This window comes from Bradyrhizobium sp. USDA 4538, assembly GCF_024171045.1.
Taxonomy (GTDB): Bacteria; Pseudomonadota; Alphaproteobacteria; order Rhizobiales; family Xanthobacteraceae; genus Bradyrhizobium; species Bradyrhizobium australafricanum.
Window position 1 is genome coordinate 315,771 of the sequence record NZ_JALJZE010000002.1, and the last position, 25,214, is coordinate 340,984.

Consider the following 25,214-nt stretch of genomic DNA (forward strand, 5'->3'; position numbering starts at 1 on the left):
TCCTTTCAATTCAAGCGGACCTCTTGGCATCTGACAGCAAAAGGCCGGGCGCGGCGTAACGACAGGGCTAAAAGCACCAGCAATGTTGCGGCCAACGCCAGAGTGCCCAACGCTGCAACGATGGGACCAACATTGAGGAAGAGGCTCTGCCAGATTTGCTTCGGCAACGTGTTGACGTTGCGGCTCGTGATAAACAGCGTCACAACGATCTCGTCCCAGGACGTAACAAACGCGAGCACAAAGCCTGCCGCAGTGCCATAACGAATCTGCGGCAACAGCGCCTTCAAGAGCGCTTGGATCGGCGAAGCCCCAAAGCTGCGGGCGAGTTGCATCGTTGCCGGATTCACCGAGGATAACGCGGCGGAAATCGAGAGTATGGCAAACGGCAGGCCCTTGATCGCATGAACGAGTATCGTTCCCGTGAAGCTGTCGAACAGCCCCACGATCGACAGGGCGCGATGGTAGGCAACGGCGTGAACGATCCCGGGCACGATCAGTGGTCCGAGCATCAGTACCCGCAGGAAGCGAACCGCCCCGCCCTGTCGCTGCCATGCACCGAGGCAGAATGCGAGACCGAGCAGGACGGCAAGGCTTGCAGCCGGAAACGCAATGCTGAGGCTATGCAGTAGGCTATCGCGCCATGTCGGGTCGCCGAATAGGCGCTGATAGTGCAGCGTGGACAAGCCATTGTGCGGTAGCGACAGGAAGCGCGTGGCGCTGAACGACATCGGCACGATCGCGAGCAGCGGTAGCACGAGGAATGCTGCCACCAGAAGGGCCATGTACCGCGCGGGCCCGAACGGAACCGCGATTACGGGTGATCGCGCGCTCATGTCTTCGGCTTGGCCGTGGCCAGGTCTAGCAGGTAGCTAAAACGCCATACCAGCCCGCCTGTGACGAGGAGGAGCAATGTGCTCAGCGTCGTTGCGATATCCCAGCGCAGTGTTTCCGTCACCTGGACGGATATGAATTCCGCCACCATGACGGTCTTGCCACCGCCCAGAATGGCGGGCGTCAAATAGAAGCCCAGCGACATGATCGAAGTAATGAACGCCGCGGCTGCCAGCCCGGGACGCGAAAGTGGCAAAAAGATGCGAACGAAAGCTTGGAGGCGACTTGCACCCAGCGACCGCGCCACTCCCGGCAGAGCTCCCTCGATCTGCGCCATCTGGGCGTAGATCGGCAGGATCGCGTAAGGCAACATGTAGTGCACCATGCCCAGCACGACGCCGAATGTATTGCGCACCATCGACAAGGGGTGATGCAGCCAGCCCCAGTGCAGCAGGATGTTGTTGGCGATTCCGCCGGGCGCAAGCAAGGCTATCCATGCGTAGTTTCGGACAAGCACGGAGATCCATAAAGGCAGCAGCACACTGGTAAGCATGAGTCTTCGCGCCGCCGGACTGGCCTGTACCAACCCGTAGGCAGTCACGTATGCCAGGAGCAGCGTAATGCCGACAGTCAGGCAACTGATCCAAAGAGTGTTTCCGACGACCGAACGAACCGTTGGGTTCGCAAGGACAGCCAGATAATTTCCAAATCCAGGCTTCGGCACCAGAAGGCTCAAGCCGACCACCCACGCCAACGGAACGAGGTAAGACACCACAAGCACACAAGCGGAGCCGACCAGCATCCAATCTTGGATGGACCGATCGCGCACGGATGCCACCGGAAGGCAGGGGCGCGGCAGCCCCTTCAGTACCGTCAGCGCAGAGCTCATGCCGCCAGCTCCGACGAAATCGCGGCGAGTTGGGACGGACGCGCATCGCCGTTAGGCAAACACCAGAGCCGTTCGCTGTCGAAGACCAGCCAAACGTCTTCGCCGGCCCCTGTGGGCAATGTGGCGGTAGCAGGCAACGTGACCGACAAGGTGTCATCACCGACAGCAACGACAACGTCAGTCGACGATCCCAGAAAAGTCCGGCTGACGACTTTCCCACGAATTCGGTCGTCGGAATGCGAGGCTCCGCTTCGAACCGCGTCAAGGGTGATGTTCTCGGGACGAACCGCAAGAATGCAGGGACCGGCGGGCGGCGGAACCGCTCCAGGCCTCGCCGCAATCCTGTGGCCGTGCCAGTAAAACTGGATCCGGCCGTCGGCCCCGACGAGCACGGTCGCTTTCAGCAAATTATTCTTGCCGAGAAAGCTCGCAACAAAACGGCTGGCTGGGCGGTCGTAAATCGCGCGGGGCGAACCAATCTGCTCGGCCCGGCCTCGATTCAAAACAACGATGCGGTCGGACAGGGCGAGCGCTTCCTGCTGGTCGTGCGTGACATGGATGAACGTTGTCCCCACCTGCCGATGAAGCCGAACAAGTTCAGCTTGTAAGTCGCGCCGCAACGACGCGTCGAGCGCGCTCATCGGCTCGTCCAGCAACAACAGATCTGGCTCGAAGGACAGTGCGCGTGCCAACGCGACGCGTTGCTGCTGCCCGCCGGAAAGATGCATTGGAAGGCGGTTGCCCACGCCTTCAATTTGCAGGAGCTCCATTACCTCCTGAACACGGTTGTCGATGCGTGTTCCGAGGGTACGGCGGACCCGCAATGGGAAGGCGATGTTTTCATAGGCCGTCAAATGAGGAAAAAGGCCGTAGCCTTGTGGCACGACGCCAAACTTGCGCTTTTCCGGCGGGAGACGCGTGATATCGGCCCCGTTCAGATGGACACAGCCGCGGTCCGGCGCGGTGAAGCCAGCGAGAACTGCAAGCAGCGTCGACTTGCCTGATCCGGATGGTCCCAGCAATGTCAAGAACTCGCCCCGAGCAACGTCGAGCGAAATCGCCTCCAACGCATTCAGCTCGCCGTAGCGCTTGCTGACGCCATCAAGTTTGAGGCAATTCGGTGACATCACGACTCGCTCGCCTTCGTGCGCGGGTCCGACCGAAAGCATGACCGAGGCGACATTCGGATGATCTCGAAATGAATAGGGTTGGCTCAAGAAGCGCCAATGATGTTGTCGCCGATGCGTAATGTCGAGGGCTGCAAGGAAAAAGCGATGAACCCACCACGCTCAGGCTGCGAACACGTTTTCTGTTTCGCGTTTAATCCATTCTTGGAAATGCCGTTGCGTATCGTGCCGCGACAAATGCTGAGTTCAGCGGACCCGACGTAGCAATCGTGTCGACGGAAGGCTGCTCTCGCCGCCACGTGCACGACTACGTTCACGAGCTCGGTCGTTGCATGCCGCCCGTTATGATGACGCCTCATCGCGATCAGCCAAACAGAATGGCATGATATTCACGACAAATGTCATCCCTGCCACTGGCCAGCGCGTATGCGCGCGAACGATCATTCATTACTGTAGGCACACCATTGTCTTTCGATGCTGGCGTCGCCTGAGCCGCAACCTCGAAATCAAGCTCACGAGGAGTACATCTATGAAACTGAGGCTTTTGCGCAATGCCACCCTAAAACTAGAAGTGGCCGGTCGCACGGTCTTGATCGATCCTTTCTTTGCGCCGAGGCACAGTCGGCCTGCAAATGCTGGGCGATCGCGGAATCCGCTGGTCGATCTCCCGACCAGCACCGATGACATTCTCGACGGCGTCGAGCTTGTTATCGTTTCCCATCTACACTCGGATCATTTCGATTCCGTCGCTCAGTCCCTGGTGCCGAAGCAACTGCCGCTGATCAGCCAGCCGGGCGACGAGGACAAGATTCGCTCCTTCGGCTTCGAGAACGTGACGCCACTGACCGACACTATTGATTGGCAAGGCATCAGGCTGACGCGGCGCGACGGACAGCACGGTTTCGGCCCCGTTATCAAGAAGATGGGCCCCGTGATTGGCTTCAGCATCGAAGCTTCGCGCGAACCGACGCTCTACTGGTCGGGCGATACGGTTTTTTATCCGCCCGTCGAAGCGACGATACGCGACACCCGGCCCGACATCATTGTCATCCATCCCTGTGGCGCTCTGTGGGAGGGCGAGCAGATCGCAATGGACGCCGAGCAGGCTGTTGCGGTGTGTAACGCCGCGCCTGAAGCCATTGTCGTCGCAACTCATCTCGATTCGCTGGACCATGCAACGGTCGGCCGCGCCGATCTGCGACAGCATGCGCTCACCCGCGGAATATCTGCCGCGCAACTCCGTATCCCCGACGACGGGCAGACCCTGGAATTCGGCGCCACCATCGGGGCCCGCCATGCCGCAGCAAGCTAACTGGAGCTTGCGGTCGCGCCGATAGTTTCGCAGGCGTACTGCGGGCGTCGGCTTTTGCGGGGAGCCGCCGTACTTCAAACCGCTTCGAGAGGCCCACGTTCTTCGAGCGAAGGTTCAAATGCCTCCCATGCCTTTATGGCCGCATCGCGCTTGCCGCACACATAGGCCATCGCGGTAGCTCCCTCGACAAGAAGCATGATCTGGGTTGCCAATCGCTTGGATGACGCAATTCCCTGGTCGGTCAGGACAGACGCAATATATCGTTCCATGTCACGCTTGTAACGAAGCACGACGCGACGGACTGCAGAATTCCCGTCGTGAATTTCGCCCGCAACGTTGTTGAACACGCAACCTTCAAAATTGGCACGGCGAAACCATTGATCATGCCAAAGGAATATCGCCCTCACCTTGCCGCGCGGGGAGCGGCTCTTGTCAACAAACGCCTTTAGGGACTGCATCGAGCGTCGAGCGCACTCCTCGAGCGCTTCAACGATCAGAGACTCCTTGGATCCGAACTGATTGTACATCGTCATCTTCGTGACGCCGGATTCCGCGATGATGCGCTCGATGCCGATGGCTTGAATGCCTTCGAGCTCGAACAGGCGGATGGCCGTCTCCAGGATTTTTTGTCTCTTCGACTGCATTAGACAAGAACGGATGAGTTTCACTAGCTCAAGACTAGAGTAAGAATGCGCCGGACGCCATAGCAGGCCAGGTCCGTCTTTTAGTATCCTGCGTCGGGGTTTCGCGTGCGCCCCGCAGGCAGCGGGACACGCTAGGGCGAGGCACTCTTAAGGCTATGCGGTTCTCGCGGTCGGTAGCTACGGCGCTTTTCCGGGACGGCCTTCTGAAAGCAGGCCCGATAGCGCGTTGGGCTCGTCGCAAGGTGCGCACGAAAATGGTGGCGCAGCGTATCGACCGAGCCAAATCCTGACATCTCGGCAACCTGTTCGATAGAGACCCGCGTATCCTCGAGCAGCGTCTTCGCATGGTTCATCCGCTCGAGCGTGATCCACTCTCCCGGCATAGTGCCTGTTGCATCCATGAACCGCCGGATGAAAGTCCGGCGCGACATGCGCGCCCGCTCTGCCAGCCTCTCGATCGTCAGGTCTTCTTCGAGATTCTGCGTGATCCAGACCAGAAGCTCACCCATAGCATTGCGCACCGGCCGGGTGCGACGCGGAATGTACTGGGCCTGGCCTCCCTCCCGATGCGCCGGAACGACCAATCGGCGCGCAACATCGTTGGCGACGCGGGTCCCGAAATCACGCTCGACGATGTGAATACAAAGATCCAATCCGGCGGCACGGCCCGCAGAACTCAGGATGTCCCCATCGTCCACGTATAGGACGCGGGAATCGACTTCAATATCCGGATACTTTCGCTTGAGCGCTTCGGCCTGAGCCCAATGCACCGCTGCGCGACGTCCCGACAACAGGCCCGTTGCCGCCAGCACGAACACACCCGCACAGATCGTCGCAATCCTCGTGCCGCGGGCATGCGCCGCCTTCAGGCGCTGAAGAATGTTGCGCGGAGGCAGCGCGTCGATATCCTGCCATCCGGGCACGATCACGGTCCCTGCGTCGTTCAGCGCGTCCAGCCCTCTGCTGGCTTTGATTTGAACGCTGCACGAACTCGATGTCGCGCCGCGCTTTTGATCGCCGCAGACCGCCACATCGTACCAGCCGGGCCCCATGTTGGGCAGACCAAACACCTCCATGGCGATTCCTAACTCGAAGGTATTGACCCCGTCATAGGTCAGAATGGCAATCTTCGGAGAGTTCATGCCCGGCACTCCGGTTGACACGATGTTCATGATATTCGGCATTTGTGCCAGTGGTCAACCAAGCAACGCCGCGTCAGGATCGTCCGCAGATGTGTTGCTCAACGCTGAACGCGTAGCGCCGTGATGCGGCGCACATTTACGCGTGACCAACGCTCGGCGCTACGCATAACGCCCGCTGATGAACTGCAAAATCCGCCACACATCCGGCGTCGTCCCTAATCGAAAGTATTCGCAGACGCCATACGAGCAGCAATCTGACGAACACCGCATCCAGGGGAGCTCCCAATGACACTCGCGTCGACCGACCAGAATGCAGCCCAGGGACAGCTCGTCGCTGTTGGGCTTGTCGAAGCTCAAGGCGAGCCTCGACGTGACCGCTGGTTCTCGCTGGCAGTGCTGGTGTCAGGGATATTCATGACGACCCTCGACCTGTTCATCGTCAACGTCGCGCTGGAGCGCATCCGGCAGAACCTGCATGCGAGTCCCGCTGATTTGCAGTTGGTGATGGTTGCTTACAGCGCGGCCTACGGCGTGTTTCTCATGAACTGCGCACGCCTCGGCGATCTGTTTGGCCGAAAGCGGCTGTTTCTGATCGGAACTTGCGTATTCACGGTCGCATCGGCCCTGTGCGGCGCGGCACCATCAGCTGCATTCCTCGTCACAGCGAGGGTCCTGCAAGGGATCGGCGCAGCGCTCCTGATGCCGCAGGTCCTGGCGACCATCCGCGTGTTGTTCGAGGGCGAAGCGCGGCCAAAAGCCTTTAGCATCATGGGTATCGTCCAGGGCCTCGCTTCGCCGATCGCCCAGATCGGCGGAGGCCTGCTCGTCACCTACGATCTGTTTGGCCTCGGCTGGCGCCTGGTCTTCCTGATCAACGTGCCAGTTGGTCTCGCAATGCTCCTGCTCGGCTCGATGTGGATCATCGAAACCCGTGCCCCGGTTCCTGCTCGATTGGACATCAAGGGAGCAATCATCCTTGCCTCGGGTCTGCTAGCCCTGTTCGTGCCGTTCCTCGAAGGCCAGGATCGCGGCTGGCCATGGTGGTCGATCGTCCTTCCCCTCAGTTCGGTGGCCATCTTCTATCTGTTTGCACGCTTCGAGGCCGCACTCGTCCGTCGGGGTCAAGTACCGATATTCGATATCACCATGCTGTCCAATCACCGGCTGCTCGCCGGCGTGATCGGAGTATTCTTGTTCTTTGCTTCTATCAGCTCGTTTTTCCTGTCGCTGACGCTGCTCTTGCAAGCAGGTCTCGGCTACACCCCGCTTGTCGCTGGACTGATCTTCACTCCGACCGCGCTCGCATTCATCACCGCCGCGCGTCTCAGTCCCGCTATCGTGCGGCAAATGGGCGGCCGATCCCTGCTACTCGGTGTCGGCGCCTTTTTCATCGGTCTCACTCTATCCGTGCTCGTCGCTTTCTTCGTTCCGACCAGCGCGCCGTTGTTGGTGGCTTCATTGATCTTCAATGGCTTCGGCCAAGGCCTGACCATTCCACTCGCGCTCAACGCCAATCTCTCCACGGTTCCCGACGCGCAGGCCGGCATGGCCTCCGGTATGGTCGGTACCATGCAGACACTGGGAGCAGCATTTGGCGTAGCGATCGTCGGCGTGATTTTCTTCGCCGATTTGTCGGAACCGCTTGCGCTCACGCTGGAGGCAAGGGCCCACCACTACGGACACGCTCTGGGCACGGCGACCTATTTCAATTTATTCGCCACGGCGCTGAGCGCGCTTTGCTTTCTCTATCTCATCCGTACGAAGCGTACCTAAGCGCAAGCCAGCGGCAAGCGCGCAAGAGCCGTTGTCATCGCAATCGGCGATGTGAGCGCGCGACCTATGTGACATTCATCATTTGAAATTGCGTCACCTACTTTTGTCGCGCAGCTGATTCACGACAATGCAGCAATACGCTGTCCGATTGGACCTCGGCGCTGTTCACCCGCGTGAGCGACAAAGAACATTCATGCTCTACCCGCATAGGCTTGCAGCATTAGAGGCGCAGCGAAGCACGGCATGATTGAAGCAATATTGCAATCTTCCTTTGATTGACTATCGTGCCTTGACTCTGAGCATCGCTCTCAGCAGATTAGACTGACCGGTCTATCTAGATCACTTCAGAACGGCCGAGCGGGGCCGCAAACATATCTCTTATCAACTCGAACTACGGATGGGCCGGCGGCACCGCTTTGGCCGCCGCCCGGCTTGCTATGCAACGATAGGATGGCCGATGCAAAGTTGGTTGGCTCAAACAATCCAAGCCCGACGCCCGGCGCGCGGTGCGCAACGCCGAGCAATCAGGCTCATGCCCGCCGGATGATCGGCGAAACCTTCTGCCGCGCCGTCCACTAGCACCGGACATCTCACCACAATCACGTTCGACTCCCCTGGAAACAGCGAAAGGGACTATTAATGAATCGTCTCAATGACGCCTTCCCTGCCGTCGACAATGTCGCGACCGCGCCTCCGATTCTCGAGGCAGACCGGCTGGATGCGATTGACAGGCTTCGGGACTATCTGCGCTCCGAGCGAACCGCGGTCCTGGACATCTTGACCGAAACGGCAACGTTCCAAGCGGCTGAAGCCGAGATCCAGGCCTCTGAACGCGCGTTGTCGGGCGCTGCGGATGAAGTGATCAACAATCGCCCGAAGACTCTGAATCATCTCGCCGCGTTTATGCCGTCCAATGTTCTGCTCTACTCCTACGTGCTGTACGCTGTCGTGCCATCACTCTACATCCGCAAGATCTCGCTGCGGCCGTCGAGCTATGTAAAAGAGCCGATGGAGCGTCTGCACCGACTGCTCGCGCCGCGGCACCGACTGCCGATTGATGTTGTGAACTACGAGCAGAAAGTCTTCGTCGAACGGGTTGCGCGGGACGCGGATGTCGTGGTGTTCACCGGAACGTTCGGAAATTCGGAGAAACTGCGAAAGTCGCTGCCACGCGAGCAGCTCTTCGTCTTCTTTGGCCAAGGAGTTAACCCATTCATCGTTGGCCCCAAGGCGGACTTCGACAAGGCGATCCGCGATCTGATCCAAGTCCGGCTGTTCAACTCGGGGCAGGACTGCATGGGTCCCGACGCGATTTTCGTGCCGAGAACCCACAGCACCCTCTTTCTTGAACGGCTTCAACTTGCCCTGGAGAAGCTGAAATTCGGATCGCGCAAACATGCCGATGCCGATTATGGGCCGCTGTTCTACGGTTCGGCGCTGGACGAAATCTCCAAATACCTGCTGGAGAACGAGCGGCGGATCGTCCACGGCGGTGCCGTGAGATACTCCACGCGGCACGTGGAGCCCACGGTTATTTTCAGTTCGTTGCACAATCGTGCCGACATTGTCGAGTTCTTTGGGCCGATCTTCAACGTCATCGCATACGACACCCCCGAGGACCTCGTTCGCGAGCTATCGCTCGACATCTATACTGAACGCGCGCTGGGCGCGAGCGTTTACGCCGTGCCGGAAATAGAGGATTTCCTGCGCAAGCGGCACATGGTGTCCGTCGACTGCACGCTTTTCGACATCGAAGACGGCAATACGCCGTTCGGTGGTTACGGCCGGATGGCCAACTACGCATGGCGCAACGGCGACCTTCGTATCGAGCCGATTCTGCTGTCCCAGACCATCGCCCGCATGGTGGGGCAACGACCATGAGTCAGGCGCTAACGGCGTGGACCGAGGTCGCCCGGTTCATCGAAGCTTCCGGCACCAATCCGGTGTTCGGAATTCCGGGCGATGACCTGAGCATTCTGAGGGCACTGGAGGGGCGCAACATCACCTTCGTCGTCGCCAAGGACCAGCGCAATGCGATGTTCATGGCGACAGGCTATGCGCTGGCTGCGCGCAAGCTCGGCATCTGCATCGTAGGTAAAGGACCGGCTGTCACCAACACGTTGACCGGTGTGCTGGAAAGCCGTGCTTCGTGCGCGCCTGTGGTGCTGCTCGCCGTCGGCACGGCGCGCCATCGCCTCGGCGCGCGCGCGTTCCAGGAGTTCGATCAGATCGCGGTGGTCAGGCCGCTGGTAAAGTGGGCGTACCGAGTCGAGCACGCGAGCCAGCTTCAGTGGGCGATCCAGCGGGCGGCCTTCATTGCCACGAACGATAGCCCCGGGCCGACCTATGTCGAAATTCCGGAAGACCTCGCCGACGTCCCGGCGACGGACGTCGCCTACGATCCGCCGATCCGGCATCATCCCTATCTGTCTGCCTCGGCTGCCGCGGAGGTCCAGAGGTTCATCCGACGCTTGGCACGACCGCTCTTCCTGCTCGGTGGCGGCGCACTCGATGGAAGCAGGACGGTCGGCTACGACGAATTGGCGGCCAGAGTCGGCGCTGCGGTGTTCACCACCGCGTCGGGCCGCGGCGCGGTCAACGAGCAGCATCCGCTGTTCTGCGGCCTGGCCGGCCTCTATACGGCAAAGCCGCTGCGCGAGCTGTGGGAGCACTGTGACGGCCTGGTGAGCTTCGGTAGTCGTCTGGAGGAGACAGCCACGCTGCTGCTGGATTCCAAGCGCCTCCACGGACGCGTACTCCAGATCAATATCACCAGCGAGGAGATGTCGACGGCATATTCCGGCCCGAAGATCGTCGCGTCGTGCGATGGCATCACCGACCGGCTGTTGCAGGATGATGATTTCGGCAGTCGGCCAGCTTGGCTGGAGCAGATCCGGCGCAGCAAGGCCATCAGCTTCGAGACACGAACGGCCTCCCTCAAAGAAGTCAGGCAGACTGACGCCGTTTCCCTGCCGGCGGTGATGGATCAACTCGAAGCCGCACTGCCGCACGATAGCATTCTGGTGCAGGAGAATGGTCTGCTCGACATGTGGTCGTATTTCTATCCCTCGTTCGCGCTCGGCTGCGACCAGCGATCCATCGTCCCGAGCGAACAGACCAGCCTTGGCTTCGGGGTCGCCGCGGCGATCGGCGCAAAGGCTGCGAGGCCCGATCGGCCGGTCGTCGCGCTGGTGGGCGACGGGGCCTTCAATATCGCTCGCGCCGATCTGTTCACATCGATCCATTACGGCCTGCCCGTCACCTACATCGTTCTCAACAACCAGGGTTTCGGCTGGCTGGAATATCAGTGGCGCAAGCATGGCTTCGAGAACACGAGATTCGGGCTGGAGAGCAGCTTCGCCACGATCGCGCGAGGCGTCGCGCACCTGCCCGTGGAGAATATCGAAAGGTTTCGCGGCCAACTCGCCGCGGCGCTCGAGCGCAACAGCCAAGGACAGACCGCGATCGTGGACGTGCGTGTGACCAGCCTCCAGCCCGCGCCGGGTGTGGAGGACTTTGAAAGCACCTAACCCGGTCTGAGGAGCAAGGATATGGCAAGGACAGCGAACACCGATTACCCGTTCTCTAATGTCCATAGCTGCCGGATTCATCCGGGCATCGGGATCGCGCGCGTAGGTAACAGCCCAGACAGCTTCTACGTCGCCGCGGATACTCCCGAGGGGACCAGAGATGCCCCCGCCGGCGGCTACAAGGATACGAACGGTCGCGTCCGGCGGCAGGCTGCTCTTTTCAGGCTCTACGGCTACGACAAAGATGGCAACAATCTCGGCGAGCTACCGTTAAGGTCAGCCAACGGCGAACCCGCCGTCGAAGTCGAATGGAGCGCTCATCTCGTCAACAAGAAAGGCGCTGCACATCGGTTTCAAGACGGCCTTGTAAGCAACGCGCCGACGCGGCTGCGCAACAGTAACGGCGCTTCCCATCACTATCCCGACACGCGCAGCCCCGACGAGCGCGCGGAGCTGATCATCGACCCTGGCGTACGGGCCATCTCTTCCTCGGGTGCATCTGACAATCCACGATTCGACACCGGCGCGTTTCTCGGCGTGCCCGTTTACCTTGGCGAGCTCCAGGTGGACGATGGTGGGCGGCTGCTCGTGCTTGGCGGGCTCGGGCGGGCGGGATCTACGATTCCGGATAATCCGATTGGCGCAGACGCGCGAAGCACCGACTACTGGGCTAACAACGATTACTGGTATGATGACGTCTCTGACGGTCCGGTGTCGGCGGCCGTCACGCTGCCTGACGGACGTCGGATCGACGTATCCGATCCCAAGGATGCGGCTTGGGTGGTGGTGGGGCCACCGAACTTTGCTCCTCCTATTGATGCACTGGTCACCCTCCACGATGTGGCAGAGGAGATCGCCATCAACGCCGGATGGCTGAGCGAAAGGGCCGAAGCCGACAACGAGCGTCTGCAGTCGTTGCTCTCCCGCATGGACAGCATCGGTTGGGTCAGTAATGACGCCCGCAGAGGCCATCGATTCTCGTTCGCACATTGTCAGCCCGGCACTGAGCGCGCCCGCATTTTCGCCATGCTGCGCGATCCGACGGCAGAAGGCGGTGTGGCCATCAAGCAAGCGACCGCGCGGTATATGCCGCCGCTCTATGGCGATCGAGGGCCCGGCCAACCCGGCGTCCCTGCGAGTTGGTTCTCGCTGCTACCGCGGCAATATCGTCTGCTAGAGAAATGGAAGCAGGCGACTGCCGCCACTTCGGAAGCCGCGGATCAGCCGCCACGGACTTCCGCTGGCCAGACGCCGGACGAGCGCGTGAGCGAGTTGCAGCGTATCGTGTTGGACCGGGCAGTCGGCGGTCCTTTTGCCCCTGGGGTCGAAGTCGGCCAGCGGGCAAAGGATCCCGCCACCTATGCCGGCGCCTTTCGGATCAACCGCGGCCCGATCAAGGCCGGTGATCTGACGTCCAGCCTGAGCTTACCCTGGCAAGCCGGGCTCTTTCTGCGCCGCGAAAACTGGTGGCCTTCCGCGCGGCCTGACGACGTCATTCCGCAGGACGTCTTCGACGAGGTCAATTCATTGTGGCAGCCGGGAGGCAAAAGCGTCCGCGAAGGCCTGGAAGGGCGCGTGAAGTGGGACCGGGGCCTGGGTGTTAGCACGCTGTTGCGCCGACCCTGGCAGAATCCCGCTGCGACACGCGATGATCCGCGAGACGCGGCGCGCCGCGGCGCCGACGACATGGTGCGCTATTGGCACGAGCTCGGTTTCGTGCAGCGGATCCGAGCCGCCAGCGGCGAGGATGTCTATGTCGAGACGGAGCGCCTGCCTTACGCGGGCATGGACATCCGTTACCTGTTCCATGCACTGCTCAATCTGGAGAACCACCGCGGCTGCGTCGGCAAGGCGCAGGAGTATGTGGAGAGCGTCCTGCAAGCGGCACGCGACGTGCAGAAGTTGCCGAGCGCGTTCAACTTCATGAACAACGTGCGGCCCTTCCGGTACTCAGAAGAAGTGTTCGAAGCGCGCATGAAGGACATCTATGACGACTGTATGGAGTTCGGCCTGACCCAGAACGGAAGGCCCTACAACGCTGCGAACGAAGAGCACAACCCCTACTTTGCGACCCGTGAAAACGTCATCGAGCGGATCAAGCAGCTTACGCCATTCAATTTCCTTGATGGCGCCTGGCTGCGCAATGTGCACCGCATGGGACCGATGGATGAGGTGAATTCGACGCTGTTCTCGATCTTCAACGAAGAGCTTGGCGACGGCGAGGTCTCGCAGAATCACGCAAACGTCTACCGCGACCTCTGCCACTCCTTCGGCTTCTATCCGGCACCCGTTGCAAGTACTGCGTTCGCCTTCGATCCTCAATTTCTCGACGCCGCCTTCGAGAGCGCCACATTTCAACTTGGAATCTCGGAGTTTCCGAGCCTGTACTATCCCGAGATCATTGGCATGACGCTCTGGCTCGAGTGGACGGCACTCGAACTGCACCGTGCCGCATCAATCATCGAGAATGTTGGCCTCAGCTCTAAGTTCCACCGTCTCCATATCGCCATCGACAACGCCGAGGATGGACACGCGGGACAAATCCTCCGAGCGGTGAAGATCTATCTCCACAATGTCAAGCTGCATGGCGGAGAGGAAGCGGTGCAAGAGCAATGGTCCCGCATCTGGGACGGTTACGTTGCTTACGCACTTACCTTCGCCATCCTCATGCAGCAGATCATCCATATCCTCAGAGAACCGCGTACCGTCGAGGATCAGCTCCTCCAGCTGATTGGCGCGAAGAAGCTCTACGGACAATATAACCACGGCACCAAGAAGCTGGGCAGCGTACCGATCAACCAGTTCTTCAACGATCCGAAAGCATTCCTCGATGGCCTGATCGAACATGGGTACATCGTACCCGGCAATCCCGACGCGAGCCGCTTCTTCAAACTGCTCGAGTTCGACGGGGCTATGTTCCGCGTATTCAACGATGCCGAAATCAAGCTGTGGCGCGACTGGGTGCAGGATGAAGCGCCATCGTTCAAGCGGCGAGACCGACAGCGGCCAAAATCCTTGGACGAACGCCGCCTTGATGAGGCGTGCCGAACCAAATTCAAATTCGTGGAGCAGATCGCCGATGAGCGGTTTAGCGGCCTGCGGCAGACCGCGTCGCCGCGTCGGGTATTTCTCTGGCTTGACGCTATCGACAAGACTCGCGCAAGAACCGGAAATGGGGCCTCGCCCCACAGCGAGGTGGATCAGGCCCGCGCAGTCGTCACGAAATACGATAACTGGCTTGCCTGGGCGATGGTGCGCTCCGTCTATCACATGACGACTCAACTGCGCGTCACTGATCGGCAGGCCGGGCAGGACGCTCTCGTGAGCGGTCTATTGAGCATCCGGGACGCGTCCGACTTTTCGACGGCCGCGGCGCGCTTTCTCCAATCGCTCAAGGGAAAGCTCGCTAGTTCAACGAATGGAGAAGTGCTGTCCGAGCTGGAAGCCAGCCCGTTCGGTCAACTTTTAGATGCGATCCCGCCGGGCGGCGATGGCAACACCATTCGCGCGTTGTTGTCGGCCTGGATCGGACAAGGCATGCCGCTGCCGAACGTCGCCGACAAGAACCCTAAAGCTCTACGGCTGGAAGCAACCGTTGAGGAGGAGGAGTTTCATCCAACAGGTATAGCTCTCGGATACGGTGCAGTGCATTAGGACCAAACGCAACCTAGTCGCGAACGGCAGCGCGGCTCATTGCCGCCGGGCACCTTCCATGACGTTCGCGCCGCCAGTTTCGACCGCCCATTCGTAGATGAGTACCAGGACTGTTCGATCCGCCAGCACGCACCTCGTCCGGTCGGGTGCGGCTGCCGCGCCGCTAATCTTGGGCGGCCCCTCTCCCTTATCGAGAAAGCGGCCGTCAGATTTGAAGCGCGGTCACTTCCCCATTCGACATGCGCTGGACGCCAAGGCATGCTTCTGCCGGCCGTCCGTACAGCTCTGGCGCGGCCCATCAGACCGATGATGCTGATCGCTATTGTCGAGCTGCGCCGCTGTCTTGGCTTCACGGTTAGATCGCCAGCGCGCCACCTCACCGCGTTCACGCACTGTGCCATCGAGTGGTGTGATACGGGGGCGCTTTTTAGCCCCGACGTCGGCGCAGCGCATTTGCGTAAGTTTGGGTCGCCGCGATGAGCGCCTCGACGCCGCGCTTTGAACGAGCGCGATTGGGCTTGGCGAGCTCCTGCAGAAGGAGGCCGTCCATTCCCGCCAGCATGAAACGGGCAATCGTCCTGCATTCCTCAAGTGAGAGCCCGCCTTCGCGCTCAGGAATCTTTCTGAGAAACTCGACATAAGGCTGCACATAAGCATCATATTGCCGCTCGGCCAACCAGTCGGCATCCTCACGAAGCGCGTAGAGCGTTAGTTCGTATTGAATGAGTTGCAACGGACGTGTGCTCATCAACATTCGCCATACGACCTGCAACAATTGGTCGATGCACTCGTTGATATCTGTGACGCTCTCCAGGTGAGCTCGCTGCCAGGAAACCATTTCTTCGATCAGCGCTTCGAGGACTGCGAATAGTAACGCGCTCTTGCTGTCGAAATGATAGTGCAACGTCGATAGTTCAACCCCGGATTCTGCCGCGATTTTTCGCGTTGTGATTCCGGCGACGCCCGCTTCTGACAACGCTCGAATCGCGCCCTCGATGATCTGCGTGCGCGTTCTATCGCTTTTCGTTCGCGCCATTTACTTAGCTTCTTCTGTTGGGATAACTTTGGATCAGGTAGGTGTCATAAGCTTTCAGGAGCGAATGTCCTGCTTCCAGACGGTAAGGCGCCGTTCCAGCGCGACGAGACCCCAATTGCTGAGGATGCCCAGCAACGCGACAAGAATGACACCGACGTAGAGAAGATGAATGCTCAGCAAGTACTGCGCGTTGACAATGAGGTAGCCGAGGCCGCTGGTCGCGCCCACCATCTCGGAAACAACGAGCATCAGGAAAGAATAAGTCGCCGCAAGCCGCGCTCCCGTGATGATCGAGGGGACGGCCGAGGGCAGCACAACTTTGAGAAAGATTTGCCAATCCGGCAGACCAACCGAGCGAGCATATTTGACCAACGCCGGATCAGCCTCACGAACACCGTTGACCGTCGCAAGCAGGATCGGCCACACTACCACCCAATAGATGATGACAACGTTGGTCGCGTAGCCAATGCCGAAGAACAGGATGAAGGCCGGAAACAGCGAGACGGGATTTGTCTGTCGCAGAAGTTGCAGCAGCGGGTTCAGATAGGCTTCCAGTGACCGGTACCAACCCAGCAGGAGGCCAAGTGGTATGGCAGTGACAACACCGAGCGCGAAGCCACCCGCGGCTCTCTCGACGCTCACGAGGATTTGCGGCAGCAGCTTACCGGCCCACGCGTATTCAGCACCTCGCACGATGACTTCGGAAAACGGCGGCAGGAAGGTCCGATTGATCAGACCGAAGCGAGGAGCCAGCTCCCATAGGGCCAGAAAGATCAAGATGGCGATCGAGTTTCTGATGGCAGGCTCGATGGCGCGCCAAGCCGATTGAGTGATCGATGTCCAAACGAAACCACCAGGGGAAGCCATAACGCCCGGCTCCTTACGATGAACTAGCATTTTTCCTCCACTGCCCTTCCCTCCTACCCGCGGCCATTGAAGCTTAGCAGATGATCCATTTACGTCTATAATTCCATCGAGCGGCCCTTCGATCGGAGCGCTGGCTCGTGTCGCAAGAGGTACGATGCCGACATCAGCTCACCTGCCTCGGGAATCGCGACTCCCGATGTGCTTGCGGGACTGAGCCCTGCCTCAGATCGGCAACTTACGTGATCCGCTCACGGCAGCTTGCCCTGCTAACGGATCATCACACATTCACCCGAGGAGCAAGACGTTGGCCGCGCAGACCATCGGCCAGCAATGTGTCCCTCGCGAGAGGAGGCGAAAATGTCAGTCCCGCGTTGCCGACGTCCAGCGTAGTCGCGGGCCGGGCAAACTCTCCCAACCCAACCAAACAATCCGCCGCCCCGCCATTCAATCGGTGCAGCACCGGCAGGGCTGGGCTACACATACACCGGCGGGGTTGCTCCGAACCATTCTGGCTTTGAGCTCTCCAATTGTGTTGCGATCTGCAACAGCAGATCTTCCCGGCCCCATTTGGCATGCAGCAGAACGCCGATGGGAAGTCCTTCGTGGTCGAGCCCGGCCGGTACGGAGATGCTTGGCATTCCCGTTTCATTTCCTGGCATCAAATAGCGGCAGGCGTCGCAAAGCCGGGCGACCCAGGGCTCAAGCTCTTGATCTCTGAGAAGCGAATAGGGCCCGTTCGCTTTCTGAGGTCGAATTGCAAAGGTGGGGGTTAGGAGCAGATCAAACCCGCTCATGAACCGCCCGAACTCGCGGGTGACTTGATTGTTGCGCTCCATGATTCGCCAAATATCGAATTTGTCGTATCGCTCTGCCGCCAAATAGTGCCGATAGACCATCGGAGTCAGATATCGCTCGAGGTCCTTCTCGTTGATGCCGCGTTTCTCGGCGTGTTTGCGAAGCTGTGCGCGGCTCGAGATCCACGTCGCAACATGCCCCTCCCACAAGGCCTCCCAATCGCAAATCAGGGCATCGTCGATCTCTTCAACGGCGTGGCCGAACTTATCCAGTACCGTCCCAACTGCTCGAACACGTTCCGATACTTCGCTATCCGTATCCGTACCGCGGCCCCAGCGGCCAGTCGAAAGGCCAATCCGGAGCTTGCCGGGCTCGCGAGAAGCCAATTCCAGGTAAGAGCCAACGGGCGGCGCGATCGGTATGAACGTCCCGCCTTCGGGTATGCGTGTGATCAAGTCGTAGGTGACAGCCGTATCGCGGACGGTGCGGGTGATCACACCATCGATGGTAAGCCTGCTGATATATTCGCTTTCTGCAAGCGGCCGCGCCACTCGCCCGCGGGACGCCTTGAGCCCCACCAACCCCGAGAACGACGCTGGAATGCGGGTGGATCCCCCGCCATCCGACGACGTCCCGATAGGAACGATGCCAGCAGCCACGGCGGCGGCAGACCCTCCCGATGAGCCGCCTGGTGTGCGCTCCAAATTCCAGGGGTTTCGGGTCACCATGACCTTGCCCAAATAATCAGTCGTGGTGTCAAACGACATCCCGAATTCCGGCGTGGTCGAGCGCCCGATCGGGATCAATCCGGCGCTCAGGAAGTTCTCAACTACCGGATCAGTCGCCGTTACCACGTTGTCCCGGTAGAGCTTCGATCCGTACTCTTGTGTGCGTCCCTTGAGTCCCAAGCCGATATCTTTCAGGAGCATGGGCACGCCATAGAGCTTGCCGGCTCTATCGGGGCCATCGACATCGGCGTTTTCAAGGCTATTTTCATAGACTTCAATAACCGCGCCGAGCTGCGGATTAAGGCGCTCAATCGCCGCAGCCGCCTGCGCCACAATCTCGCGAACGGACACCTCTTTCGCTCTGATCAGCTCGGCAAGGGCGATGGCATCGTGCTTGCCCCACTCTGCCCAACTCATTGCAAGCCTGTTTGACGCCGCCATTCATCGCCTCCGCGGGACATCTGCAATCGGAATTGTGGTTTCCAGTGCTTGCATCGCCAAGCTCGTTCCAGTTCGTCGGGGATTGAAGCGAGGTGCGCTCATCGTCAGCGAGTGGCAGCACAACAGCGCTCCCGGCACGAGCAATGTCAGCGAGTTCTCGTGCCATTATCACTTTCCTTGCGACCACCTCTCGGGCAAGCGCGTCGAATGAGAAGCGCCTAGTAAACGCGACGAGAACAATCGATTCAATCGTACATCCTGTCACCCGACCGACGAAATGGCTTGATCAAAGACGTCAACCATCACGTCGACGTGCTCCTTCTTTAAAGTAAGTGGCGGCGAGATGATGAAGGTGTCGGCGACATTGCGCAAGAGCACGCCGTTTTCGACGCAGCGCTCCCAGATTCTTGCTCCGAAGCGTTCGCTGAGATCAAACGAGCGCTTGCTCTCCTTGTCGGCGACCAATTCGATGCCGATCATCAACCCCTTGCCGCGAACGTCGCCGATGTGAGGATGACGTGTCGCCATCTCCTTTAGGCGATCGAGAAAATAGGCGCCAACCTCTTTGGCGTTGCTCGCAAGGTCCTCCTGTTCGACGATCCGCAAGTTGGCAATCGCGGCGGCACAGGCAAGCGGGTGGCCAGCATAGGTGTTGCCATGCATGAAGGCGCGCGGCGTGTATTCGCTGTCATCTTCCGTTTCAAACGCCTGAGCAACCCGTTCATTAATCATGGTGGCGCCCAGAGGAACATAGCCGCTATTGATCCCCTTGGCGAAGGTCATGACGTCAGGCGCTACGCCGAAGGCTCGACAGCCAAACATACTGCCCGAGCGCCCGAAGCCTGTGACCACCTCATCGGAGATGAGAAGCACACCGTGCCTGTCGCAGACTTGCCGTACCAGCGGCCAGAAATTCGGCGGCGGCACAACGACGCCGCCCGCCCCCTGGATCGGCTCTGCGATGAATGCGGCGACGCTGCCGGCACCTTGATAGATGATCTCTCGCTCCAGAAGGTCCGCACAGCGCCGACCCAACTCGGCCGTATCCGAGGTGAACGGATTGCGGTAAAGATGCGGACTCTCGACCTGATAAAAACCGGGCAGCAACGGCTCGTATTGCTCCCGATGAGCCGCTCGGCCGTTCAGTGACAAGGCGCCGAGCGTGACACCATGATAGGCGAGCCGCAGAGAGATGAATTTGAACCGCTCGGGATGGCCAGAGAGGCGCCAATACTGCCGAGCGAGCTTGATTGCCGCCTCGACGGCCTCGGATCCGCCGGACGAGAAGAACACGCGCCGCATGCCCTCCTTCTCGGCGAGCCGGCACATAAGCTCGGCAAGCTCGACGGGCGGCAATGTGGTGGTGCCGCCAAACATCGAATAGTAGCTTAGCTTTTCGAGCTGGTCGACGATGGCTTGCTTTATCTCAGGCCGCCCGTGTCCGACGTTGACGTTCCAGAGTCCTCCTTGCCCGTCGAGATAGCTCTTTCCGCGTTCATCGAAGACGTAGACGCCGTCACCTCGCTCGAGGCAGAGTGGCGGATTTTTTGCCATGAAAGAAGCATTGGCGAACGGATAGACGAGATTGCTTGTGAGCCGATCATTGGAGAGGGGTCTAGCGCTGCCCATTGGTGACACTCCGTCTGTGGCCGACTGCCGTTGCTTCAGGACTCCTTTGAAAATAGCCAGCGAGACGATACTCGGTCAATCGACCGAATTTGGTCGATCGACCTTTTTTCGCTTGTGTCTGCAAGCGGAGATGTTACGATCTTTGGTCGACGCGGAAGGATGCGCAAAAGTGTTCTACGATTCCGCGACACGGCAGCAGCCTTCTGTCTCTATCGTGGAGAAAACCATGCGCCTGTCCTTGGTCTCATTATCCTTGAAGCATTTCGTATCCGTCGCCGCGCTCGTGATCGTCGCCGCAGCGGGAATGGAGGCAATGACGCCCGCGAGCGCCGCTGAGGAGTTGAAGACCGTCAAGGTCTTCTTTCCGCCCCTGAACGTCGGTTGGACGCGTGGCTTTGAGCTGATCGAAGTGGCCCGCGCGCAGGGCTATTTCAAGAAGTACGGTCTGGACGCTCAACTCGCCGCCGTGCCCTGGGCCCAGTTTTCGGTTGCGCTCGACAGCGGCTCGGTCGATTTTGCGCCCTTCGCTGACTATGCTTATTTGGTCAATGCCCGCGACAAGGGACTGAAGGCAAAGGTGATTGTGTCATCGTCCCTGCCGTTTAATCCCGAAGCGGCGGGCGGCCAGGCTCTTGTTGTGCGCGCAGACGGTCCGATCAGGAAGGCGCAAGACTTGAAGGGCAAGAAGATCGGCACAGAGTATCCAAGCTTTTCAGGCGCTTGGTACGCGCTCGACTGGCTCGCGAAAAACGGCGTGGCCAAGGACGAGGTTCAGATCGTTCCGGTGCCGGATCCGCAACTGCAACAGGTGCTCGATCAGGGCGGGGTTGATGCAATCATCGCCTATGCACCCCTTTATATCTCGCTCGAGCGAAGCGGCTACCGATCTCTGTTTTCTGTTGCCGATATCGCCGGGCGGTTGATCGCCCGGGGCGGCACGATGGCATCCGACAAATTTGTCAGTGAGCATCCCGACCTCGTCCGCGCCTATGTCTCCGCCATCGCGGACGCTGCCGAATGGGCGAATGCCCATCCCGGCGACGTGATCAAGCTCGGCCTCGACAATGGGCGGCTTGAGCAGCAATACTTACCCGATCTCTACACCAAGAACGGCAGCAAGGATTACAGCGCCCTGCGCTGGTCGAAGTATGCACTAAATGATGATACGGACGTCGCCTTCTGGCTAAAACTCGTTGAAGACGCTGGAATTGTGCCGCCCGGCAAATACAAGCCGAGCGACTTTTATACAAACGAGTTCAACCCGCACGTCAAGGAAAGCGCCACGGCCAAGTAAGCTTTTCATTGCCGGTCCTCTTCGGGGTCGTCAGCGGAAGTCGCGCCAATTGTTCGACCTCCGCTGATCGTCACTGCAAACGGCTGACAAGGACAACCGCATGAGCGGCGCCATCGAGCTCCAGAGCGTGGGCAAGATTTTTGAACCCAGGTCAGCGTCTCGCTGCTCCGGGGACACGGCTTTCGTTGCGCTAGAGGACGTCAATCTGCAGATCAAGGCAGGCGAGTTTTTCGTAATCGTCGGCCCGAGCGGCTGTGGAAAATCGACGTTGCTTGACCTGCTCAGCGGGCTGACTTTGCCGACGAGCGGCCGCATTCTCATCGGCGGCGCGCCCGTCACAGGCCCAGCGTTAGATCGGGGGGTTGTTTTTCAGCAATACGCGCTTTTCCCGTGGCGTACCGCGCTCAAGAACGTCGAGTTCGGGCTGGAAGCCAAAGGGATCGCCCAACGCAAACGCGCTGACATTGCTATGCGCTTCCTCGCCATGGTGGGTCTTGCAGAGTTCGCGGAGCGATATCCGCATGAGCTTTCGGGCGGTATGAAGCAGCGCGTGGCGATCGCGCGCAGCCTCGCTTACGATCCCGATGTGCTTCTAATGGATGAGCCGTTCGCCGCACTTGATGCGCAGACCCGCGAAACGCTTCAGGGCGAACTCGTTCGCATTTGGGAGGAATCCGGCAAGACCATCGTTTTCATCACGCACGGGATCGATGAAGCGATCTATCTCGGCCAGCGCGTTGCGGTTATGACGTCCCGTCCGGGGCGGATCAAGAAGGTGATCGACACGTCCTTGCAATCGCGTTCCTGCGAGAACGACGTTCGCGGCACGCCTGAATTCGCCCGCTTGCGTCAGGAAATCTGGACCCTGCTGCGAGACGAGGTTCACCAGGCCGAAGTTTCCGAGCGCTTTCGTCTTTCGGCCAGTAGCGCTCCTGCCTAGGAGGAACTGTTTCTTTCGGCAGCGCCAAGCAGGTCCGCAAATTGCCGCCAAGCCGCTGATGCTTGTCAGCGTTGGCCATACAGTTCAACCACTAAGGGGCCGCGCGCGTTCGACCGCGCTGGTCTTGCTCGAAAGCTCAATATGTCCATCATCGGAGTTGTTCCTTGACCATCGCTACGAAAGCCGACGTGGGGACCGGATCCTTGTCCCAATCTGGCCGGATCATAAAGGCTGAGTGCATACTCGTTGCTGTGCCGTTTCAGTTGGACGCAAAGCCAGTTTGGGCGTTCACAAGCGCGCCCGCGAATACTTTCGATACGTTGTTTGTGCGACTGGAAACAGACACCGGTCTCGTCGGCTGGGGCGAGGCCTTCTCACGTACAGAGGACCGCTCGCTCAAGAATCTTATCGAAACCCGCATCTTGCCGCTGGTTATTGGTGAAGAGGCACGCCGTATCGGCAAAATCAAACACAAGCTCGAGTACGGCTTGCAGAATTTCGGACGTGTCGGACCAACCATGTACGCGATCTCGGCGATCGATATTGCGCTGTGGGATATCGCAGGCAAGGCCGCCGGCGCGCCCTTGGTTGATTTGCTTGGCGGGCCTTTCGGGAATGAAGTTGAGGTCTACGCCAGCCTTTTGCGCTACGACAGCGAGGAGGGTGTCGCTGCCGCCGTCCGGCGAGCTATTGCGGAGGGATATAGCTACATCAAGCTGCACGAGATCAGGTATCGGGAGATCGCGGCGGCATGCGCGGCCGCGGCCGGCCACGCAACTGTCATGCTCGACGTGAACTGCCCCTGGTCGGTGGCCGAGGCGCTGGCGATGGATGCGCGGCTCGCCGGACTTGACCTTCTCTGGCTTGAGGAGCCGGTCTGGCCCCCGGACAATTATCGTGGCCTTGCGAGAGTACGCGCTGCGAGGCACCACCGCATTGCGGCGGGCGAGAATGCCGGCTCGCTGCAGGATTTCGTCGCGATGGCAGACGCTGGCGCTATCGACATAGCTCAGCCCGACGTCGCGAAGACTGGTGGCGTTACCGAGCTGATGAAGATTGCAGCCTTTTGCGAGGCAAGCGCGATCGAATTTGTGCCCCATTGTGCGCTATTCGGCCCCGGACAGATTGCCACCCTTCACATCAACGCCGCTCAGCGCACCATACCATTTCTTGAGCGACTTTACTGTCAGTTCGAGGCCGAACTCTATAATGGCGCAACACTACCAGTCCACGGCAAGCTCACCGTCCCAACCGCACCTGGTCTTGGTATAGAGCCGGACCCAACCGTGATCGACCGCTACCGCGTCATCTGACGAGAGTCGTCTCCTGGTCTTCGGCACTAGGGTTTCGGCATTTTTCTTGCTGTCGACGCGTAGAATAGCAAGAGGCGAATCGGCCCCTCCTTGTTGAGCGCCGTTCCGCCGCGGAAGCGAAGCTCTTTGCGCAGGAATGGGTCGTTGAGGAGCTCGACCGGCGCCCGCGCGATGATAAGGTCCTGCTCGATTTGCCGCTGCTCTGCCCACGGGGCATGCTTTGACCAAGCGATGATGTTCTGAGCGGGGATCATTCATCGATGTCCAGATAACGCCGCACAATCACGCGCCAACGCTCGTTGCGCTCGACAGGCGTGCGGCGCGCCGTCCCATCCTTTCGACGCTCCGGTTCGAGCGTGACCCAGGGCATCGCTCCTTCTTCCAAGAGCCGATCGTGAAGCGGGTTGGCGCGCTCGGCGTGACCGAGCCGATCAAGCAGATAGCCGAGCCTCTGGCCGCAAGCGCGCTCGAAATGCGCCGACATGGCCGCCAGCTTTTGACCATCAATGCTTTCCGCGAGGTCCGTCATGACGGTCGCGACAGCATCGATGCCGCCCGCCGCGTGCATGTAACGGAAGAGGTCAAGCGCCGTCAGTTCGGGCCCTGAAATTTTCATGCTGCCCGTATCCGTCTTTCGATCGACGACACCCTCACGGACGCTTTCCAGGTCTTTGCGGAAATAGAACGCGACCCAAGAGCGCCCCGCCCGGATCATGCGGAGTTGCTTGTCAGTCACGACTTGGAATTCCATGACGGCATGATGCGTAGCGCCGTGCAGCTCAGCCGCCTTGAGCAGACCTACATAGTAGGAACGCTGCTCGTGCCGCATCAGCGCGTCGATGTACCAGGGGGGCGGTGGTGCCTCCCAGTTCATGAATTGCGGCGGGACGGCCACATAGAAACCGTGCCGGGGATTGAACAGCATGTGGCGTTTTTGAAGCCGCGCGGCGGCTTTGAGGAAGGCACCCTCCGTGACGCCGAGGGCTGCGATGGCCTCGGCGCGCGTGAATGTGATGCGCCCCTCCGACTGGAGGGACGTAACGAAATTTGGGAGGCTGGAACTGCCTTGTAGCATCATATTCAAAAATAGGTTATAAACGTCCATTTTTCAATATGAGACTCCATTGATCCATACGATGTATGCAAATTTCGCCCAAAAATGTCCATTTTACAATATAATACTAATAAGCGAGGACCTCGCCTATGACGGCCGCCCCCGTCACGCGCCGATTTGCCTTCGGCGCCGTGCTCTACGACAGCGCTGATTTC

19 protein-coding genes are annotated in these 25,214 nt (G+C 59.7%); 8 read left to right on the plus strand and 11 right to left on the minus strand.

Annotated features, from left to right (window positions below; translation table 11 throughout):
* Positions 1 to 5: 5 nt before the first annotated feature.
* The 3 genes from J2R78_RS42805 to J2R78_RS42815 are packed head-to-tail and all read right to left on the minus strand — an operon-like array spanning position 6 to position 2,937.
* On the minus strand, positions 6 to 782 hold the full coding sequence (locus J2R78_RS42805) for an ABC transporter permease (protein ID WP_253610124.1): 777 nt from the start codon (positions 780 to 782) through the stop codon (positions 6 to 8).
* A gap of 47 nt (positions 783 to 829) precedes the next feature.
* On the minus strand, positions 830 to 1,720 hold the full coding sequence (locus tag J2R78_RS42810) for an ABC transporter permease (RefSeq protein WP_253610123.1): 891 nt from the start codon (positions 1,718 to 1,720) through the stop codon (positions 830 to 832).
* Complete coding sequence (locus tag J2R78_RS42815) at positions 1,717 to 2,937, minus strand: ABC transporter ATP-binding protein (RefSeq protein ID WP_253610122.1); 1,221 nt, start codon at positions 2,935 to 2,937, stop codon at positions 1,717 to 1,719. The genes J2R78_RS42810 and J2R78_RS42815 overlap by 4 nt, the downstream gene beginning before the upstream one ends.
* Positions 2,938 to 3,376: 439 nt before the next feature.
* On the opposite strand from J2R78_RS42815, the gene J2R78_RS42820 reads away from it, so the two are divergent.
* Positions 3,377 to 4,159 carry an MBL fold metallo-hydrolase gene (locus J2R78_RS42820; protein ID WP_253610121.1) on the plus strand — a complete coding sequence of 261 codons (783 nt, stop codon included), beginning with the start codon at positions 3,377 to 3,379 and terminating at the stop codon, positions 4,157 to 4,159.
* Positions 4,160 to 4,233: 74 nt separating this feature from the next.
* On the opposite strand, the gene J2R78_RS42825 is transcribed toward J2R78_RS42820, so the two are convergent.
* Together J2R78_RS42825 and J2R78_RS42830 are read right to left on the minus strand one after the other, a co-directional pair.
* Positions 4,234 to 4,803: a TetR/AcrR family transcriptional regulator gene (locus J2R78_RS42825; RefSeq protein ID WP_253610120.1), complete on the minus strand. Its 570-nt coding sequence runs from the start codon at positions 4,801 to 4,803 to the stop codon at positions 4,234 to 4,236.
* Between the two features lie 131 nt (positions 4,804 to 4,934).
* Positions 4,935 to 5,945: a helix-turn-helix domain-containing protein gene (locus J2R78_RS42830; RefSeq protein WP_253610119.1), complete on the minus strand. Its 1,011-nt coding sequence runs from the start codon at positions 5,943 to 5,945 to the stop codon at positions 4,935 to 4,937.
* Between the two features lie 285 nt (positions 5,946 to 6,230).
* Here J2R78_RS42830 and J2R78_RS42835 point away from each other — a divergent pair, with 285 nt between their 5' ends.
* The 4 genes from J2R78_RS42835 to J2R78_RS42850 all read left to right on the plus strand — a co-directional run bounded on the left by J2R78_RS42835 (position 6,231) and on the right by J2R78_RS42850 (position 14,902).
* On the plus strand, positions 6,231 to 7,718 hold the full coding sequence (locus tag J2R78_RS42835; protein ID WP_253610118.1) for an MFS transporter: 1,488 nt from the start codon (positions 6,231 to 6,233) through the stop codon (positions 7,716 to 7,718).
* A gap of 639 nt (positions 7,719 to 8,357) precedes the next feature.
* Positions 8,358 to 9,599, plus strand: coding sequence for an aldehyde dehydrogenase family protein (locus tag J2R78_RS42840; protein ID WP_253610117.1), 1,242 nt, complete (start codon positions 8,358 to 8,360; stop codon positions 9,597 to 9,599).
* On the plus strand, positions 9,596 to 11,248 hold the full coding sequence (locus J2R78_RS42845; protein ID WP_253610116.1) for a thiamine pyrophosphate-binding protein: 1,653 nt from the start codon (positions 9,596 to 9,598) through the stop codon (positions 11,246 to 11,248). Before J2R78_RS42840 ends, J2R78_RS42845 begins: the two co-directional genes overlap by 4 nt.
* Before the next feature lie 21 nt (positions 11,249 to 11,269).
* Positions 11,270 to 14,902 carry a LodA/GoxA family CTQ-dependent oxidase gene (locus tag J2R78_RS42850; protein WP_253610115.1) on the plus strand — a complete coding sequence of 1,211 codons (3,633 nt, stop codon included), beginning with the start codon at positions 11,270 to 11,272 and terminating at the stop codon, positions 14,900 to 14,902.
* A gap of 427 nt (positions 14,903 to 15,329) precedes the next feature.
* Here J2R78_RS42850 and J2R78_RS42855 read toward each other — a convergent pair whose 3' ends face one another.
* From J2R78_RS42855 to J2R78_RS42870, 4 genes are all read right to left on the minus strand, one after another.
* Positions 15,330 to 15,938 (minus strand): TetR/AcrR family transcriptional regulator, encoded by a 609-nt coding sequence (locus J2R78_RS42855; RefSeq protein WP_253610114.1) that lies wholly within the window; start codon positions 15,936 to 15,938, stop codon positions 15,330 to 15,332.
* A 54-nt stretch (positions 15,939 to 15,992) separates the two neighbouring features.
* Positions 15,993 to 16,805, minus strand: a complete 813-nt coding sequence (locus J2R78_RS42860; protein ID WP_253610113.1) for an ABC transporter permease — start codon at positions 16,803 to 16,805, stop codon at positions 15,993 to 15,995.
* 473 nt (positions 16,806 to 17,278) lie between these two features.
* Positions 17,279 to 18,769: an amidase gene (locus J2R78_RS42865; protein WP_253610112.1), complete on the minus strand. Its 1,491-nt coding sequence runs from the start codon at positions 18,767 to 18,769 to the stop codon at positions 17,279 to 17,281.
* A 261-nt stretch (positions 18,770 to 19,030) separates the two neighbouring features.
* Positions 19,031 to 20,398 (minus strand): aminotransferase class III-fold pyridoxal phosphate-dependent enzyme, encoded by a 1,368-nt coding sequence (locus J2R78_RS42870; protein WP_253610111.1) that lies wholly within the window; start codon positions 20,396 to 20,398, stop codon positions 19,031 to 19,033.
* A gap of 169 nt (positions 20,399 to 20,567) precedes the next feature.
* Here J2R78_RS42870 and J2R78_RS42875 point away from each other — a divergent pair, with 169 nt between their 5' ends.
* The 3 genes from J2R78_RS42875 to J2R78_RS42885 all read left to right on the plus strand — a co-directional run bounded on the left by J2R78_RS42875 (position 20,568) and on the right by J2R78_RS42885 (position 23,945).
* Positions 20,568 to 21,692: an ABC transporter substrate-binding protein gene (locus J2R78_RS42875; RefSeq protein ID WP_253610110.1), complete on the plus strand. Its 1,125-nt coding sequence runs from the start codon at positions 20,568 to 20,570 to the stop codon at positions 21,690 to 21,692.
* Positions 21,693 to 21,792: 100 nt separating this feature from the next.
* Entirely contained in the window at positions 21,793 to 22,632 is an 840-nt protein-coding gene (locus J2R78_RS42880; RefSeq protein WP_253610109.1) for an ABC transporter ATP-binding protein, read from the plus strand.
* A 164-nt stretch (positions 22,633 to 22,796) separates the two neighbouring features.
* Entirely contained in the window at positions 22,797 to 23,945 is a 1,149-nt protein-coding gene (locus J2R78_RS42885) for a mandelate racemase/muconate lactonizing enzyme family protein (RefSeq protein ID WP_253610108.1), read from the plus strand.
* A 26-nt stretch (positions 23,946 to 23,971) separates the two neighbouring features.
* Here J2R78_RS42885 and J2R78_RS42890 read toward each other — a convergent pair whose 3' ends face one another.
* Positions 23,972 to 24,199: a hypothetical protein gene (locus tag J2R78_RS42890; RefSeq protein ID WP_253610107.1), complete on the minus strand. Its 228-nt coding sequence runs from the start codon at positions 24,197 to 24,199 to the stop codon at positions 23,972 to 23,974.
* Entirely contained in the window at positions 24,196 to 25,050 is an 855-nt protein-coding gene (locus J2R78_RS42895) for a type IV toxin-antitoxin system AbiEi family antitoxin (RefSeq protein WP_253610106.1), read from the minus strand. The genes J2R78_RS42890 and J2R78_RS42895 overlap by 4 nt, the downstream gene beginning before the upstream one ends.
* Positions 25,051 to 25,214 lie beyond the last annotated feature (164 nt).